This is a genomic window from Corynebacterium sp. ACRPO (genome assembly GCF_022347205.1).
Lineage (GTDB): Bacteria > Actinomycetota > Actinomycetes > Mycobacteriales > Mycobacteriaceae > Corynebacterium.
In genome coordinates, this window is sequence record NZ_JAKRNE010000021.1 from 1 (window position 1) to 15,497 (window position 15,497).

The 15,497-nt window shown below is 59.7% G+C and carries 15 protein-coding genes; 3 read left to right on the plus strand and 12 right to left on the minus strand.

Features of this window, described 5'->3' with window-relative positions:
- Positions 1–548: 548 nt before the first annotated feature.
- Genes MHY22_RS10790 through kdpF form a run of 6 tightly spaced genes read right to left on the minus strand, consistent with a single transcriptional unit; the run spans position 549 to position 8,298 of the window.
- On the minus strand, positions 549–1,262 hold the full coding sequence (locus tag MHY22_RS10790; protein ID WP_239206736.1) for a response regulator: 714 nt from the start codon (positions 1,260–1,262) through the stop codon (positions 549–551).
- Positions 1,255–3,849 (minus strand): ATP-binding protein, encoded by a 2,595-nt coding sequence (locus MHY22_RS10795; protein ID WP_239279301.1) that lies wholly within the window; start codon positions 3,847–3,849, stop codon positions 1,255–1,257. The genes MHY22_RS10790 and MHY22_RS10795 overlap by 8 nt, the downstream gene beginning before the upstream one ends.
- A 12-nt stretch (positions 3,850–3,861) precedes the next feature.
- A complete protein-coding gene (locus MHY22_RS10800) occupies positions 3,862–4,413 on the minus strand; it encodes a potassium-transporting ATPase subunit C (RefSeq protein WP_239279302.1) in 552 nt (183 codons plus the stop codon).
- A gap of 17 nt (positions 4,414–4,430) precedes the next feature.
- Positions 4,431–6,494, minus strand: a complete 2,064-nt coding sequence (gene kdpB, locus MHY22_RS10805) for a potassium-transporting ATPase subunit KdpB (protein WP_239279303.1) — start codon at positions 6,492–6,494, stop codon at positions 4,431–4,433.
- Positions 6,491–8,206 (minus strand): potassium-transporting ATPase subunit KdpA, encoded by a 1,716-nt coding sequence (gene kdpA / locus MHY22_RS10810; protein WP_239279304.1) that lies wholly within the window; start codon positions 8,204–8,206, stop codon positions 6,491–6,493. The genes kdpB and kdpA overlap by 4 nt, the downstream gene beginning before the upstream one ends.
- Entirely contained in the window at positions 8,203–8,298 is a 96-nt protein-coding gene (kdpF, locus tag MHY22_RS10815) for a K(+)-transporting ATPase subunit F (protein ID WP_086589010.1), read from the minus strand. The genes kdpA and kdpF overlap by 4 nt, the downstream gene beginning before the upstream one ends.
- A gap of 535 nt (positions 8,299–8,833) precedes the next feature.
- Here kdpF and MHY22_RS10820 point away from each other — a divergent pair.
- Positions 8,834–9,823 (plus strand): triacylglycerol lipase, encoded by a 990-nt coding sequence (locus tag MHY22_RS10820; RefSeq protein WP_239279305.1) that lies wholly within the window; start codon positions 8,834–8,836, stop codon positions 9,821–9,823.
- Here the strand turns inward: MHY22_RS10820 and MHY22_RS10825 are convergent, their stop codons facing one another.
- Genes MHY22_RS10825 through bioB form a run of 3 tightly spaced genes read right to left on the minus strand, consistent with a single transcriptional unit; the run spans position 9,824 to position 12,010 of the window.
- Complete coding sequence (locus tag MHY22_RS10825) at positions 9,824–10,747, minus strand: Sir2 family NAD-dependent protein deacetylase (protein ID WP_239279306.1); 924 nt, start codon at positions 10,745–10,747, stop codon at positions 9,824–9,826.
- Between the two features lie 10 nt (positions 10,748–10,757).
- A complete protein-coding gene (locus tag MHY22_RS10830) occupies positions 10,758–11,030 on the minus strand; it encodes a hypothetical protein (RefSeq protein ID WP_239279307.1) in 273 nt (90 codons plus the stop codon).
- Positions 11,030–12,010, minus strand: coding sequence for a biotin synthase BioB (gene bioB / locus MHY22_RS10835; RefSeq protein WP_239279308.1), 981 nt, complete (start codon positions 12,008–12,010; stop codon positions 11,030–11,032). The genes MHY22_RS10830 and bioB overlap by 1 nt, the downstream gene beginning before the upstream one ends.
- A gap of 78 nt (positions 12,011–12,088) precedes the next feature.
- Between bioB and MHY22_RS10840 the strand changes: the two genes are divergently transcribed.
- Positions 12,089–13,399, plus strand: a complete 1,311-nt coding sequence (locus MHY22_RS10840) for a M20/M25/M40 family metallo-hydrolase (RefSeq protein ID WP_086589014.1) — start codon at positions 12,089–12,091, stop codon at positions 13,397–13,399.
- A 22-nt stretch (positions 13,400–13,421) separates the two neighbouring features.
- The gene (locus MHY22_RS10845; protein ID WP_239279309.1) at positions 13,422–13,982 is read left to right on the plus strand and encodes a hypothetical protein; all 561 of its coding nucleotides are present in this window, start codon (positions 13,422–13,424) and stop codon (positions 13,980–13,982) included.
- A gap of 22 nt (positions 13,983–14,004) precedes the next feature.
- Here the strand turns inward: MHY22_RS10845 and MHY22_RS10850 are convergent, their stop codons facing one another.
- The 3 genes from MHY22_RS10850 to MHY22_RS10860 are packed head-to-tail and all read right to left on the minus strand — an operon-like array spanning position 14,005 to position 15,492.
- Positions 14,005–14,310, minus strand: a complete 306-nt coding sequence (locus MHY22_RS10850; RefSeq protein ID WP_239279310.1) for a CHY zinc finger protein — start codon at positions 14,308–14,310, stop codon at positions 14,005–14,007.
- Complete coding sequence (locus MHY22_RS10855) at positions 14,288–15,127, minus strand: hypothetical protein (RefSeq protein ID WP_239279311.1); 840 nt, start codon at positions 15,125–15,127, stop codon at positions 14,288–14,290. Before MHY22_RS10855 ends, MHY22_RS10850 begins: the two co-directional genes overlap by 23 nt.
- A complete protein-coding gene (locus MHY22_RS10860) occupies positions 15,127–15,492 on the minus strand; it encodes a heme transporter (RefSeq protein WP_239279312.1) in 366 nt (121 codons plus the stop codon). Before MHY22_RS10860 ends, MHY22_RS10855 begins: the two co-directional genes overlap by 1 nt.
- Between the last annotated feature and the right edge of the window lie 5 nt (positions 15,493–15,497).

Genomic DNA, 15,497 nt, shown 5'->3' on the forward strand with positions numbered 1-15,497 from the left:
GCCGCACCCGAGTGGTGCGGCTACCGGAAGTATCATCCCGAGCGCCCTGAGCTGCTACCAGAAACTCACTGAAGCGCTACCGGATAGTCACGACACTGCTACCAAATAGCCGGTCGCAACAACCAAGCTTTCAACCCCAGACGTCTCTAATTCATAACCTTCAACGTTGGCACAATAAATCGAGCCAAGTTTATGAAAGTAGAGAGCCTTATTCCTTCTTCTAACGGTGCGTACAACGTAGCTTGATTTAATAGACCCTTCTACCCAAAAATATGCTCGAAGGTTCTTTGGTCAGGAAAGCATGACAGACACCGTCACCCCTTCAGGGAAAAGCAACTAATCTGCAGCACCAGAAATGATTTAGAGAACGAACAATCGCTGGTGACCAGTTGAAATGTTTAGTTCTCACGCGCTTGCAGTTGGTTAAATGCGCAGGGCACACCGAAGCCCTCGACGCATAAGCGTTATGGATACCAACTCGCACCCCTCCACTGCACAGAATTGCCACTGCAAGAGTAGTTCCCTGCAGAAAATGGCGTCAGCTACTCCTAGACTCCTGGGGAGGTAACAAAGCGGTATCCCAACCCGGGTTCAGTAAGCAGATATTGGGGATCAGAGGGATCGGTTTCCAGTTTGCGGCGCAATTGCGAGGTATAGATGCGCAGGTAGTGGCTTTGCCCTTCGAAACCCGGACCCCAAATCTCTGCGAGGAGGTCTTCTTTGCGCACCAAACCGCCGTGGGCACGCAGCAGCGTCGTAAGCACGCCCCACTCAGTAGGGGTCAGGTGAAGCGGCTTTCCTGCCTTGGTGATGGAGTGTCGAGGGACGTCGATCAGCACATCGCCCGCCCGCACCATCGTGGCTTCCCGCTGGGCAGATGGATGCTGGGGACTGCCATGCCGCAAAGCCACGCGCACGCGGGCCAAGAGCTCTTCCATAGAAAAGGGTTTGGTCACATAATCATCAGCACCGCGATCTAGGGCCGAGGCACTAAATAGGGGATCGGACCGGGCCGTAAGAATCAGAACGGGAATTGCTGACCACCCTCGAATCCCATCGAGGACCTCCCGCCCATCCATATCCGGCAGACCCATATCCAAAATCACCACATCGGGCTGATGCTGGGAGACCACCTGCAGACCCTCCGCCCCGGTGCTGGCTGAATACACCTCATACCCACGCGCTTTAAAATTAATGCTCAAGGTGGTGAGCAAACGCGGATCATCATCCACAATGACAATCGTGGCCTTCTTATCAGTCATGGCTTTTCTCCTCCCGCAGCGGGAAACTCAGGATAAAGGTCGCTCCTGGAGTGGCCTCTACGGTGATAGTACCGTCCATGGCCTCCACAAATCCGCGTACGACGGAGAGGCCTAAACCCACCCCGTTGTCATTGCTGGTATCGCCCAAGCGCTGAAAAGCTTGGAAAAGCTCCTGCTGCTTTTCTGGTGAAATTCCCGGCCCTTCATCGCTCACACTCAGCTCCACACGTTCATCCTTAACCTGCGCATCAACGTTGACTGGTCCGCTCGGCGCATAGCGCAAAGCGTTATCGAATAGGTTCGCCAGCACGCGTTCCAGCAAAACGCTATCCGCGCAACAGGTGCGGCCACGGAGTCCAGAACCAATATGAATGCGACCAAGTTGGTCCTTGCTATGTCCAAAGGCACAGGAAGCAATAGCCCGATTGGCTACCTCGTATAACTCCACAGTATCCCGGCGTGCAGTTACCGCTCCTGCACTCAAACGCGAGTGATCCAATAGGTTGGTCACGAGCAGCGTGAGCTGATCGATGCTAGCTGCGGTTTCCGCCAGCAGTATTTCTTGATCCTCTGGACTGAATTCGATTTCGGAATTCCGCAAAGAGGACACAGCCAGCTTGGCCGTTGCTAGGGGCGTGCGCAGATCGTGGCTCACGCTCGATAGCAGTGCACGACGCAATTCATCAGCGGCAGCAATGGCATCGGCACGTGCGGCTTCAGCCGAAAGCTTGTCGCGGCGCACTATGCCGGCTAAATAGCCTGCCACAACCGCCACCAAAGCACGGTCGCGGGCGGATAACGCTGGGCCTTCCATCACAATCTGGACCGTAGTGTCCTCGCTGGAGACCAACGTTTCTACCTCACGTTTATGAGTCTTTGCGGGGATATGCAGGTGTCTACTTTGCCGGGGCGAGGCCGCCGAAGCGTGCCAAGTAGAGAGTATGTCCCCGGAGGCGTCAAGAAGCACGGCCTTATGGCAGCCGAAGGTCTCTCCTACCTTGCGAAGCACTGCGTCGATGGGAGATACGTCCGCACGGCGGTTGAGGGCTGCGCGGGAAAAGACCGTCAAGAGCTCAGCATCGCGCGTGGCAATGGCCGCATTATGGTGCTCTATTTTGGTGCGCCGCACTTGTAAACCCACGGCCAGGGCAATGGCTACCATGACCACGAGGATGACAGCGTTAGCTGGCTCAGCAATATCGAACGTGTACAGGGGCTCGGTAAAGAACCAATTGACCGCCAAGCCCGAGGCAAACGCAATAATTACCGCCGGCCACAGGCCAGCGAGCATGCTCACGAGGAGGATCAGCGCAAAGTAAAAAGCAGAACACGTGCCTGTTCCCAATGCCGAGCCGTCGATGCCTTGCAACAGTGCGGTCAAGGCGATGAAAGCGACAGCTGTGCCCACCCAAGACACCGCCCGGCGCGGAAGGGAATGCAATGGTCGCAGCAGTGGTGAAAGAGGCGAGGGTTTATCGGACGGAAGATTAACAATGTGACAATCGATCTTGCCTGAATCCCGCAACACGGCCTCAGCAACGGTGCCGCGCCAGTGCAGGCCTAAGCGACGCCGTGGTGAAACCCCCAGGACCAACTGGGTGGCGTTAACGCTGCGGGCAAAATTAAGCAGCGCTTCTGGCACCGAGTCACCGGTGACCTGATGCAAACGGGCACCCACGTCCTGAGCCAAGGATTGTAATTTGGCCAGTTGTTGAGCGGAACCTGCAACGGAAGATTCACCGGAAGAAAAGGAGTCCCCAAAAATTACGTGGACTACATGTAGCTCGGCTGAGGATTTGGACGCGATGCGGCGCCCGCGGCGAATGAGCAGTTCTGCGTGCGCGACGTTCTGAATGGCCACGACCACCCGTTCCCGCGCCTCCCAGGTATCAGTAATGTCTTGTTCAGAACGGTAGGATGCGAGAGCCTCATCAACCTGGTCCGCCAACCACAACAGGGCAAGCTCCCGCAGTGCAGTCAGATTGCCCACCCGAAAATAATTATTCAAAGCAGGGGCAATGCGCGCTTCTTTATAGACTTGGCCATCACTCAAGCGGGTGCGCAAGAGCTGCGGGGATACATCCACCAACTCGATCTCGTTCGCCGCACGCACGACCTCGTCCGGCACCGTCTCCTGCGGGGAAATACCGGTGATCTGGTTTATTACGTCATTGAGGCTTTCGAGGTGCTGGATGTTCAGGGTAGAAATCACATCGATTCCTGCGGCTAGGAGTTCCTCTATGTCTTCCCAGCGCTTAGCGTGTTCCTCACCGCGCGGATTGGAATGGGCAAATTCATCGACCAGAACGGTTTCCGGCTGGCGCGAGATGATGGCTGCAGTATCGAGTTCTCCGGTGGATAGCCCGGCGGCGTGGCGCCGCGGGATGGTCTCAAGGCCATCGCACAGCGCCCGAGTGAATTCGCGCCCATGATCTTCCACGATGCCAATGACCACATCGCGGCCGGCCAGCACAAGGCCGTGCGCCTCGTTGAGCATTGCACAGGTCTTACCAGACCCAGGCGCCGCGCCGAGGTAGATCTTCAAAGCGCCACGCTTGGTGCGCGCCGGAACTTTCTTGTCGTTCATATGGCACTCATCTTATGAGCAGGACGGTGGAAGGGGCAGTGCTCGGTTGAGAGTAGTGACGTTAACTGCGTCTTCGCCCAGGAACCCGAGGCTGGCATGCTCCGTGTTGTCCTCGATGAGGCTTCGCACATCTTCGGTGCTCATCCCCTGCTCTCGTGCGACACGTGGAGCCTGTAGTTCAGCGTACGCAGGGCTAATGCCAGAGTCGACACCAGAGCCGGAACCGGTTACCGCATCGGTGGGAACATCTTCTGGAGCGGCGCCTTCACGCTTGGCGATGTCCCCGCGCCGCTCCTGCACGGCTTTTTCTAGCTCGGAGCTACTAGCGCCGTAATTGCTCATGCCTTCGGAACGGGGGAAGAAGTACGGGCCTTCGGTCTGACCATCTTGCAGCTGGGTCGAGCCAGCTAGGCACTCACCTTGGTAAATGAGGTTGCCCTCGGCGGAGTCCGGCTTGATGCGGGAGATTCCCCACACGGCAGCGGGATAAATCATTCCCAGTGCGATAACGCACAATAGTACGGCTACGAATCCAGCGGCGAGGTTACGAAAATAGACACGCATTTTTGGTCCTTCTTTTTCTACATACCTGGAAGCAGGTTGACTACCTGGTCAATGAGCCAGATGCCTAGGAATGGGGTGATCACGCCGCCCAGTCCCCAAATGCCCAGGTTACGGCGTAGCAGGGACGAGGCGGAGGCCGGCTTATAGGCCACGCCCTTGAGCGCCAATGGGATAAGAGCAACGATGATGAGCGCATTGAATACCACTGCAGACACAATGGCGGATTGCGGCGAGTGCAGGTGCATCACGTTGAGGCGCTCGAGGTGCGGAAGCTGGGTAGAAAACAGGGCCGGCAAGATGGCGAAGTACTTCGCTAAGTCATTGGCCAAAGAGAAGGTGGTAAGCGCCCCACGGGTGATGAGCAACTGCTTGCCAATGCGCACGACATCGATAAGCTTGGTCGGATCAGAATCCAAGTCCACCATATTGGCGGCTTCCTTCGCTGCAGAGGTGCCCGTGTTCATGGCCACGCCCACGTCCGCCTGCGCCAGCGCTGGTGCATCATTAGTACCGTCACCGGTCATAGCGACCATGCGGCCGTGCGCCTGTTCCTCGCGGATCCTGGCCAGCTTATCTTCCGGGGTGGCCTCCGCGATGTAATCATCGACGCCTGCCTCTTTCGCAATGGCCGCTGCCGTCAATGGGTTATCGCCGGTCACCATGATGGTTTTGATGCCCATCTGGCGCAGTTCGGCGAAGCGCTCCGCCATGCCCGGCTTGACGACGTCACTGAGCTGTACCACCGCAATAACCCTGCGGGTGCCGTCGGATTCTTCCACAGCAACGGGCAGCGGGGTTCCACCGCCTTCAGCAATCTGGGTCACGGAGTCTTCAATTTCTTGTGGCCAGTCGCCACCTGCTTCAGTTACCCACCGGCGCACGGCGTCGCCGGCACCCTTACGCAGCTTTCGGTCTCTCAGGTCAAGCCCAGACATGCGGGTAGAAGCGCTAAATGGAATGACCTCGGCGGTCTTTTCTTCCTCTCCTGCTTCGGTAGAAAGGTGATAGTTTTCGGTCAACCACGACACGATGGAGCGACCCTCCGGGGTCTCATCGGCAACCGAAGCAACGCGGGCTATCTCCGCAGCTTCCTGCTCATCGACACCGCGCGCAACGATAAGCCCGGTAGCCTGCCGGTTGCCATAGGTGATGGTGCCGGTTTTATCCATGAGTAGGGTCGCTACGTCTCCCGCCGCCTCCACCGCGCGTCCGGACGTAGCCAGAACATTGTGGTGCACGAGGCGGTTCATTCCCGCGATTCCCACTGCGGATAGCAGGGCAGCGATGGTGGTTGGGATGAGGCAGACCAACAGGGCCACCAGCGAGAGCGGGGAGAGCTCCGCGCCGGTAAACAACCCCATTGGGGCCAGTGCGGTAACCGCAATGAGGAAGAGGATAGTCAGGGTAGACAGGAGGATGCTCAGCGCGATTTCATTCGGGGTCTTGCGGCGCTCCGCTCCCTCCACCAAGGCAATCATCGTATCGACGAAGGTAGATCCCGGCTCCGAGGTGATCTGTACCAGGATGGAATCAGACAAGACCACGGTACCGCCGGTCACAGCACAGCGATCGCCACCGGCCTCGCGAACCACGGGAGCAGACTCGCCGGTAATGGCAGATTCATCGACGGTTGCCGCGCCTTCAATGACGTCGCCGTCGCCCGGGATAGTCTCTCCGGCCTCCACGCGCACGATAGCGCCCTTGGTGAGCTCAGAAGCGGCAATGACCTCGATGCCGCCATCGGTAACTAGGTTCGCGGTGGCGTCATCGCGCACGGCGCGCAAGCTATCCGCTTGGGCTTTACCGCGGCCTTCGGCATATGCCTCAGCGAACGCGGCGAACGCAATGGTAAACCATAACCATACGGTCACCACCCAGCCATAAACGCTGGGGCTAAAGATGGACCACAGGGTAGTCAGCGCGGCGCCTACCCACACCACGAACATGACGGGGTTACGGGCTTGGGCGAGCGGGGACATCTTGTGCGGCAACGATTTAAACGCTGCCGCAGCCAACCCACTGTTTTTGGTGGCAGAGCGCTGGGGAGTGGGTTGCTCAGTGGTCATAGTTGGTGTTGTCATGAGAGTGCCTCCGAAATGGGACCCAAGGTAAGAACGGGGAAGAAGGTAAGGGCGGCGACCAACACAATGACGCCGATGGTAAGCAGCGCGAAGGTCACGCCGGACGTCGGCAAGCTGCCGGCGGTAGTGGCCTGCCGGCGTTGACCGGCTAGGCTGCCCGCCAAATACAGGGTGAAGACGATGGGGAGGAAGCGGCCCAGCAGCATGGCGATACCGAGGGTGACTTGCCACCAGGGCTCGGTTACCGTCAGGCCCGCGAAGGCCGAGCCGTTATTATTTGACGCCGAGGTAAAGGCATAAAGTACCTCGGAGAGACCGTGCGCGTTATCCGGGGTTCCCGGCGCGCCGTAGTTGGTCGCGGAAAGCTCTACCAGCTTGCGCTGAGCCACCGATGCCCCCACGCCTACTAGGACGAGGACCGGCATGGTGAGGATGTACAGGCTCACCGCGGAGATTTCCTTGCGGCCGACCTTATTGCCCATAAACTCCGGTGTGCGCCCAACGAGCAGGCCGCCGATAAATACGGCGAGGATTGCCACCATCAGCAGACCGTAGAGGCCAGTGCCCACGCCGCCTGGTGCAATTTCGCCCAGGAGCATATTGAGGATCAACAAGCCGCCACCCAATGGTGAATAGCTATCGTGCATCGAATCGACCGCACCGGTAGAAGTGCCCGTAGTAGACACCGCAAAGAGTGCGGAAGCGTCAATACCTAGGCGCTGTTCGATGCCCTCCAAGTTGCCGCCCGCAGCCTGGGCTGCCGCACCGGTGGTAGTGTGCTGCGCCCATACCACCAAGGCAACCATAACGGTCCAAATGCCGCCGATGACGCCAAGCAGGGTCCAGGCATGCTTCTGCGATTTCAGCATTACCCCATAGGCACGGATAAAGCAGAAAGAGATAACCAGCAAAGAAAAGATTTCCACGAGGTTGGTAAAACCAGTGGGGTTCTCAAAAGGGTGCGCCGAGTTGGCGCCGAAGATGCCACCACCATTGGTTCCCAGCAATTTAATTGCTTCCTGGCTAGCCACCGGAGCGCGCGGAATATCCACGCCCGCGGAGCTCACCAGGTTGGACCCGAAGGTTTGCATGGTTCCGCCCAAGATAAGGACGAAGGAAATCAATAGTGAAAGCGGCAAAAGAATGCGCACCAAACCGCGGGTGAGGTCAACCCAGAAATTTCCGATGAGGTGCTGTCCGCTCTCAGAGCCCAGCTTGTCACGGCTATATCCCAAGTGACCGATACCGCGAATGAGCGCAACCGCCACACACATGCCGACAGCCGCGGAGGCGAAGTTCTGGACGGTCAGGCCAAGCATCTGCGCAGCATTGGTCAGGGTTTCTTCGCCCGAATAGGACTGCCAGTTGGTATTGGACACGAATGACGCCGCCGTATTGAACGCCATCCACGGTTCCACCGCTGCGGAGCGGGAATTGCCAAAGCTAGGCAAAACGGTTTGTAGGCGCTGCACCGCGTAAAGAACGAGTACGGATGCCAAGCTGAAACCAAGCAATGCACGGCTGTAATTCTTGCTGTTATGCCCGCGGTTTGGGTCAACGCGCAGGACCTTATACACCGCACGCTCTATCGCCCAGTCCTTGTCAGAGGTGTAGCTGCGTGCGATCCAATTGCCCAAAGGAACATATGCCGCCGCGAGCAAGACGACGAGGGCGAGGAACTGCGGTAACACCGCCCCAATGCCGGCGATCATGCGAAACGCTCCGGATCAACTAAGGAAATGATGAGGTAGGTCACCAACGCCACAACAATGATGAGGCCAATGACCGCTGTAATGGTGTTCATGGTTATGCGTCACCGTCCAGAAGCTCGTTGAGGACGGAGGGACAGCCAACCGTCAGGATGGCTATCAGGATTGCCACGATGTCTAACATGTGGGAAACCCCCTTGTGCGAGTGAAACTTTCCTGTGCCTGACAGGTATGCCTGCCAGGTGCCGGTACCAAGGCAGCACCTGCTACGCACAAACGTTAGGACCACACCCCCGCTGCCCTAGGCAATCTTTGCGCTATCTTTACGCCTCTCGCTCGCAATTTTTATATCTTCTTTACACCCCTTTTGCGCCACCTTTTCTTCAGGCCAAGAACCGCCCTTTATCCACAACGAAGGCCCGCCGACAGCACATCGGCGGGCCTTCTCCCCATGACTAATCTCTCGGTACCCAAAGAGGGAGTGGAGCGCACCCTCCTGCAAGCACCGCCCGTGATTAGGCAAGCCTAAGTTTATAAACCTTTCGTAGGATGGTCAAGGGTTTGCCCATAAATTTCTTAACTCCTGCCAAAAACACAGTTAACCTGCAATAACGAGTACAATCCGGAACCATGGCTGAGTTGAAATCCACTATTTCCGAACAACTCCGCAAATTCTGGCGTGCCAGCGAGAAGGAATTGACCGATTCCCCGCGTCGCGGCATCGCCTCCCCTGCCGAAGCCACGGCACTGCGCGAGGAGGTCGCGGCCGAGATTGCGGACCTCATCAAAGCGCAGAAGGTAAAGACCAGCCCCGGCGATACCGCCCTCGACGCCGATGCCGCCGCTACCCTCCCGCTAGGCGCACGCATGAAGCCACGTGGGATCTTCGAAGATGACTGGGGCGCACGTCCTACCGCACAGCGCCCCTGGCCGGTCATCCTCATTCACGGCACCTGCGATACCAAGGGCGTATGGCAAATCCTCGGCAATGAGCTGCGCCAAGACGGCTGGGCGGTCTTCGCCCCTGACTACGGCCGTCGCGCCACCCAGCCCCTTGCAGAATCCGCCGAGCAACTCGATGCTTATATCCGCACCGTGCGCATGGTCACCGGCGCGGACAAGGTCATCCTCATCGGCCACTCGCAGGGCGGGCTCCTCGCCCGCTATTGGATGCGCATGATTGGCGGCGCCGAGCATGTCCTCCATCTGATGTGCATCAGCGCGCCAAACCACGGAACTACTTACGGAGGCATCGTCAGCCGCCTCATTCGCACCCCGCGCCAAGAGGCGGTTATGCGCTCCGTCATCGATGGTTGGTTTGGGCCGGCGGGAATGGACCAAATTGTCGGCAGCGAAGCGTTACGCGAGGCCAATCGCGATGGCGACTTGGAAGCAGGGGTGAGCTATACCTGCATTGCCACGCGGTCTGATGCCGTCGTGGTCCCACCCGAAACCTGCTTCCTCGACCCCCGCGGCGTCGCAGAGGGCACCGTGCGAAATATTTATGTCCAAGACTTCGACCGCCGAGCAGTGGTCATGCACGAGGATATGCCCATGGATAAGCGCGTCCACGCCATCGTGCGCACCATCTTGGAATTAGTAGAGACTATCCCACGCTAGTTAGAGCTCCAGCTCATCAAGGACCGCGTCAAAGGCTGGGCCCACCTGCGTGCGCCACAGCGTATCCACCTTCTGATCACCCCGGCCGGGGCCGCCATTGATGACGGCTACGCGCTTGCCCTGCTTCTTTGCCTCCAGCACAAAGCGATACCCACTCATCACCGCAAGAGAGGACCCAGCCACCAGCAGCGAGCGCGCCTGTCCCAACACGGCAAAGGCGGCATCGCGGCGCTCAGCCGGCACGGGTTCGCCAAAGTAGACGACGTCTGGTTTCAATAATTCCGATCCACAGCTCTCGCATCCGGCCATGCGAAACGCTGCCACGGCGGCCTCATCCAGGGTCACGTCACCATCCGGATTCACTTGGTCCGCCTCCACCACTAGGCGCTCCAAGTACCCCGGATTTGCTGCGGCCAAACGCGCATCGAAGTGCGGCCGCGCCTCCCGGTGCCCGCACATCAAACACACCACGGTTTCCATATCGCCATGCAGCGCCACCAGATTCATGGTTCCTGCCTGTTTATGCAGGCCATCTACGTTTTGCGTGACCACACCATTGACCAGCCCGGCGCGCTCTAATTCCACGAGCGCGTAGTGCGTGCGATTCGGCACCGCGGAATCCATGACTCGCCACCCCACAAAGCTGCGGGCCCAATACCTATGGCTCGCGGCCGGGTCGTAGCGAAATTCCTGATAGGTCATCGGCCGGTGCCTACTGAGCGAGCCGCGCGGTCCCCGATAATCCGGCACGCCCGAGTCCGTAGATACCCCAGCCCCGGTCAGCACCATCACTGGGCCCTCGCGCAGCTGCTTGACGACGTCCCCCAAAGCCCTCCCCGGCTCCGTATGCGGCGCCGATTCTTCGACCACTCGGGCGATCGAACGCAGCGCAGACCGGTGGGCAAGGGAGACGGCGGGATCCATGCCCCCGATGCTAGCTTTCGGGCAGGTGCTCTACATAGAGCCACTCCGAATCCAGCTCCCCGTGGCGCGAGCACTTAGTATGCCAACCATCGGGGCGCACCTGGGCCACCATGCGGCGGCCACAGATCTGGCAGTAGCGCGGCACATCGAGGCCGGCTGCGGCCGCGGGGTGCAGCGTGAAGACCTCTTCGATCGGTTTGCCGGTATTCGGATGGAAAATCGGCTCGTTCCCTGAAAGGACGGCGGCAGCCAATTCGGATGTTGGCTCGGATAAACCAGGCACTATAGGGCCTTAATCGGCAGGTCGATGCGGTGCAACATGTCCACATCCTTTTCAATCTGCTGGCCCAGGGTGGTCAGGTAGTTGCCGGCGATAATGGCGTTGATGCCGCCGAGGAGGCCGCGCTCAGTGCCGTCGTCGCCAAGCGAAAGCTCGCGGCCACCAGCAAAGCGCAAGGTGGTAGACGGCATGGCCAGGCGGAACGCCGCCACGGCGCGCAGGCCTTCACCCAAGGGAACCAGCGGGCGATCCGCGAAGGGGGTGCCCGGGCGCGGATCAAGGAAGTTCATCGGTACCTCGCACGGATCAATCTCTGCCAGCTGCGCGGCGAACTCGGCGCGCTGCTCCAGGGACTCGCCCATGCCGATGATGCCGCCGCAGCAGACCTCCATGCCTACCTCGCGCACGTAGTCGAGGGTCTGCTTGCGCTCCTCCCAGGTGTGGGTGGTAACCACATTAGGGAAGAAGGAACGGGAGGTCTCCAGGTTGTGGTTATAGCGCTGCGCTCCCATATCCTTCAGGCGCTGCGCCTGCTCGCGGGTCAGGGTGCCTAGCGAGCAAGAAATCTCAATATCGACGGCGTCATTAATCGCGGCAATCGCCTCGCCCACCTGGTCCAGCAAACGATCGTCCGGGGACTTCACCGCGGCAACAATGCAGAACTCGGTAGCGCCGGACTTAGCGGTCTTCTGTGCCGCCTCCACCAGTTCCGGAATGTTCAGGCGCACGGCGCGCACCGGGGACTCAAAAAGGCCGGACTGGGAACAGAAGTGGCAATCCTCTGGGCAGCCACCGGTCTTAATGGAGATAATGCCTTCCACCGATACGTCTGGACCACACCACTTCAGGCGGGTCTGGTGGGCGATATCGGCAATTTCCTCCAGCCGGGAATCCGGAACCTGCAGTACCTGCAGCAGCTCTTCCTGGTTGAGGCCTTTGCCTTGCTCTAGGGCTTTCTCACGGGCGATGTCAACGATGCTCATGGTGGTAAACCCTACTTGAACGGCGTTCAACTTTGGTTAAAACCACATATAAATCTGTACGGAACTACCCTCGGGGGCATGACGCTTTATGATGACACCCTCTCCCTCCTCCAAGAGCTTATCCGCAATGCCTGCGTTAATGACCTCACCCCGGATTCCGGCCACGAGGTGCGCAATGCGGATAGCCTGGAAAAATTCTTCGCGGGCGAAGACGTGCAGATTGAGCGCTTCGAGTCCCACCCGGGCCGCGTTTCCATCGTCGTGACCGTTCCTGGCGATCCGGACAAGGAACCGCTCACCCTCATGGGCCACACGGACGTCGTGCCCGTGGACGAGCCCAAGTGGACCAAGCCGCCCTTTGAGGCGCTCATCGAAGACGGCAAGCTCTACGGCCGCGGTTCCGTAGACATGCTCTTTATTACCGCCACCATGGCCGCCGTCACCCGCGAGGTCGCCCGCACCGGCAACACGGGCGGCACCCTCGCCTTTGTGGGCATGGCCGATGAGGAGGCCCGCGGCGGTCTCGGCGTGCGCTTTATGTCCGAGAACCACCCCGATGCTTTTTCCTGGAAGAACTGCTTGTCTGAAACCGGCGGTAGCCACCTGCCCGGCGCGGTGGGATTCAACGTGGGCGAAAAGGGCGCCGGCCAGCGCCGCCTGCACGTACACGGCGATGCCGGCCATGGCTCCACTCCTTATGGCAAGGACTTTGCCATCGTCAAGATCGGTGAGGTAGCCCGCCGCATAGCCGCCGCCGAACCACCCACAGCCTCCAATGAGATCTGGGAGGGCTTTGTGCGCACCTTCAAGTTCGACCCCCAGACGGAGCAGGAGCTTATCGACGGCACCGGTGACTACTCCAAATTCGGCAACCTCGACGCCTACGCACATGCCTTTAGCCACACCACCATCGCCGAGACCGTCCTGCGCGCCGGCGGTGCCATCAACGTGCTGCCTTCACATGCCTACCTGGAAATGGACGTGCGCCCCTTCCCCGGCCAGACCCAGGAGGATCTGGATGACTTCCTGCGCAGCGCGCTCGGGGACATGGCCGATGAGGTAGAAATCGAACACCTCATTACTGAAGATGCCACGCAATCCTCCACCGATACCGAGCTGTGGCGCGCCATTGAGGCCACCTCCAAGGAATTCTTCCCCGATAAGGACGTTGTCCCAGTTCACGCCACCGGCGGCTCGGACCTGCGCTTCGCCCGCCGCAAGGGCGGCAATGCCTATGGCTTTGCCATGCACGCCGAGGGCCGCGATATGGCCAGCGCCAATTCGCAGCTGCACAGCCACGACGAGCACCTCTACCTAGAGGACCTCGAGCTCACCGTCCGCGCCTACCGCAGCCTGGTCAATCGCTTCCTTGGCCTGTCACAGGCGTAACAAGTGTGGCAAGATGTCTGGCATGAGCTTTGCACGTAAGTCCGCGCTGCTTTCTGCAGCCACCGCCCTGACCGTAACCCTCGCCGCCCCTGCCGCTGCCCATGCCGACGCCGTTGATAACCTCCTCGACAAGATGCCTGCCGGCCAGATTTCCTGCTCCCAGGCACAGCAGTACTGGACCAACTCCGCTGACTACAACCAGAAGAAGTCCCAGGCCCTTGCCGTTGCCACCGTGCACCCACGCGGCAACGAGGTCCGCGGCGCCATCGGCCGCATGGATGAGGCCATTGCCCGCTGCGGCCTAAACGGCACCACCGGTCAGGGCAAGCCGGTCAACACCGGCGGCCAGCGCGGCAATGCTCCTGCGCCAAAGCCGGCTCCGGCCCCCGCACCAGCTCCAGCCAAGAACGCCAAGGTCATCGAGCTGGGCACCATCCCTGGCCAGCCGACTGTCGACGTCCCCTTCCTAGGCCAGACCTTCCGCATCCCGGACGCGGCCAAGATTGCCCAGAACGCTGTATCCCAGTTCCAGCTGCCACAGATCCCGCAGATCCAGCAGCTGCAGCAGCTGTCTTCCTTCTAAGACTCTCACTTGGCCGGACCGCTTAGCGGTCTAGCTGAAAATAGATCCCGGCATGCGCACTGCAGCCGGGATTAAATTTATGCCCACAGTGGGGACACGCAGGCGCGGCGGAATAGGCGTGGTAGTTCATCTCAGTGCGGCAGGCGCCGCAGAGTACCGAGGGGGCGTCGACAAGCATGGACCCAAACTCATGCTCAGTGAGCTCGGCGTGGCACAGCGCGCAGGCAAAATACTTCCCACAGGTAGCGCACTTATTGGCCACCACATCCAGCGGCGAATGCCAATGCTTGCACCGGCCCTCCGCATCAATCGCGCCGTGAATCTTCATGGCCGTCAGCATACGCGCCATCCTGTTGCCACTGCTGCTTCTTTTCCTCTGATTTCTTGGCATTGCGCACGGCCTGAATGCCCACCACGATGGCAATGATGAGCGGTACCCACACCTTGCTGTAATCCATGAGGAATACGAGCCAGTCGGGCGGATCGATGTCGATGTTGAAGTCGAAATTCGGCACCGGCAGCTCTATCTGCGGAAACTCCGGCACCGGGAGCGCGATATCCGGCAGGTTAATCTCCGGCAGCTCCCAATCCGGCAGCAATCGGGACAAGATGCGGCTGATGATCGGGCCTAGCACGATCACGCCAATGGCCCAGCCGGACTTTCCCAAGCCACCCAAAAGCGGATACAGCACCCGCTTAAAGGAGCTTTCCTCCATGGCGTGGCGGCGCTTTTCCCCCACGGAGCCGGCCGGGGGCTCGAGGGCAACTGCCTCCTCCCCATTGCGGTAGTACACGTCGAGGAGCTCGCCAAAGGGGGAGGCTTGGATATCTAGATAAGGTTTGCTGCGCGGGGCGGAGTTCTCGAGCAGGGTGAGGTCTTTTTCGATCTTCTTCTTAAGCGAATAGCGGCCCGCACGCGGTCGATCGTGGCGGCTGCGTACCTGACCGTTCACCACAATCTGCAAGCGTGGGCTCGGGTTCTTCCGCCAGAGCCGGAGGCGTTCCGGCAGGGTGGCATCGCCTGGAACCGGGGTGAAGTCCTTCGCTTTCTTAGGCCACTGGCCCATCTCCGCGAATTCGGCATCATACCCGCGCTGCACCTCAATGGTGCCCACCTCGGGGTGCTCTAGGCGCCACCTCTCCATTAGCTTTTCCCTTCCTTAGAGCCCACCAGGGCGCCCAGCCTGCTCGCGGCCCATGCCAGGAAAACAAATACTGGGAGGTATATCCAGGTGCCCTCGTTGAAGTAGAGGGATATGGCTGCAAAATACGCCAGCCCCGCCACGCAGAAAATGGTCCAGGAGGCGCGGAAAGTGGCGCCGTCGACAAGAGCGATGGCCACGGTCAGCACGGCCATGAGGATGAGCAAGGCGAGGCCGGGGACAAGGTGGTAGACAGCCGGCGGCAGGCCAACGAAGACCGCGGCCATGGCTATGGGCGCCCACCACTGCCACCAGACGCGGCTGGGCTCGTCTTTCGTTTCCGCTTCTTCTTCTAGCTCCTCAAACACGCACC

Bases quoted from the DNA above. Each gene is read 5' to 3' on its own strand.
- MHY22_RS10790 (WP_239206736.1), bottom strand. From the start codon at position 1,262: ATGACTGATAAGAAGGCCACGATTGTCATTGTGGATGATGATCCGCGT.
- MHY22_RS10795 (WP_239279301.1), bottom strand. From the start codon at position 3,849: ATGAACGACAAGAAAGTTCCGGCGCGCACCAAGCGTGGCGCTTTGAAG.
- MHY22_RS10800 (WP_239279302.1), bottom strand. From the start codon at position 4,413: ATGCGTGTCTATTTTCGTAACCTCGCCGCTGGATTCGTAGCCGTACTA.
- kdpB (WP_239279303.1), bottom strand. From the start codon at position 6,494: ATGACAACACCAACTATGACCACTGAGCAACCCACTCCCCAGCGCTCT.
- kdpA (WP_239279304.1), bottom strand. From the start codon at position 8,206: ATGATCGCCGGCATTGGGGCGGTGTTACCGCAGTTCCTCGCCCTCGTC.
- kdpF (WP_086589010.1), bottom strand. From the start codon at position 8,298: ATGAACACCATTACAGCGGTCATTGGCCTCATCATTGTTGTGGCGTTG.
- MHY22_RS10820 (WP_239279305.1), top strand. From the start codon at position 8,834: ATGGCTGAGTTGAAATCCACTATTTCCGAACAACTCCGCAAATTCTGG.
- MHY22_RS10825 (WP_239279306.1), bottom strand. From the start codon at position 10,747: ATGGATCCCGCCGTCTCCCTTGCCCACCGGTCTGCGCTGCGTTCGATC.
- bioB (WP_239279308.1), bottom strand. From the start codon at position 12,010: ATGAGCATCGTTGACATCGCCCGTGAGAAAGCCCTAGAGCAAGGCAAA.
- MHY22_RS10840 (WP_086589014.1), top strand. From the start codon at position 12,089: ATGACGCTTTATGATGACACCCTCTCCCTCCTCCAAGAGCTTATCCGC.
- MHY22_RS10845 (WP_239279309.1), top strand. From the start codon at position 13,422: ATGAGCTTTGCACGTAAGTCCGCGCTGCTTTCTGCAGCCACCGCCCTG.
- MHY22_RS10850 (WP_239279310.1), bottom strand. From the start codon at position 14,310: ATGAAGATTCACGGCGCGATTGATGCGGAGGGCCGGTGCAAGCATTGG.
- MHY22_RS10855 (WP_239279311.1), bottom strand. From the start codon at position 15,127: ATGGAGAGGTGGCGCCTAGAGCACCCCGAGGTGGGCACCATTGAGGTG.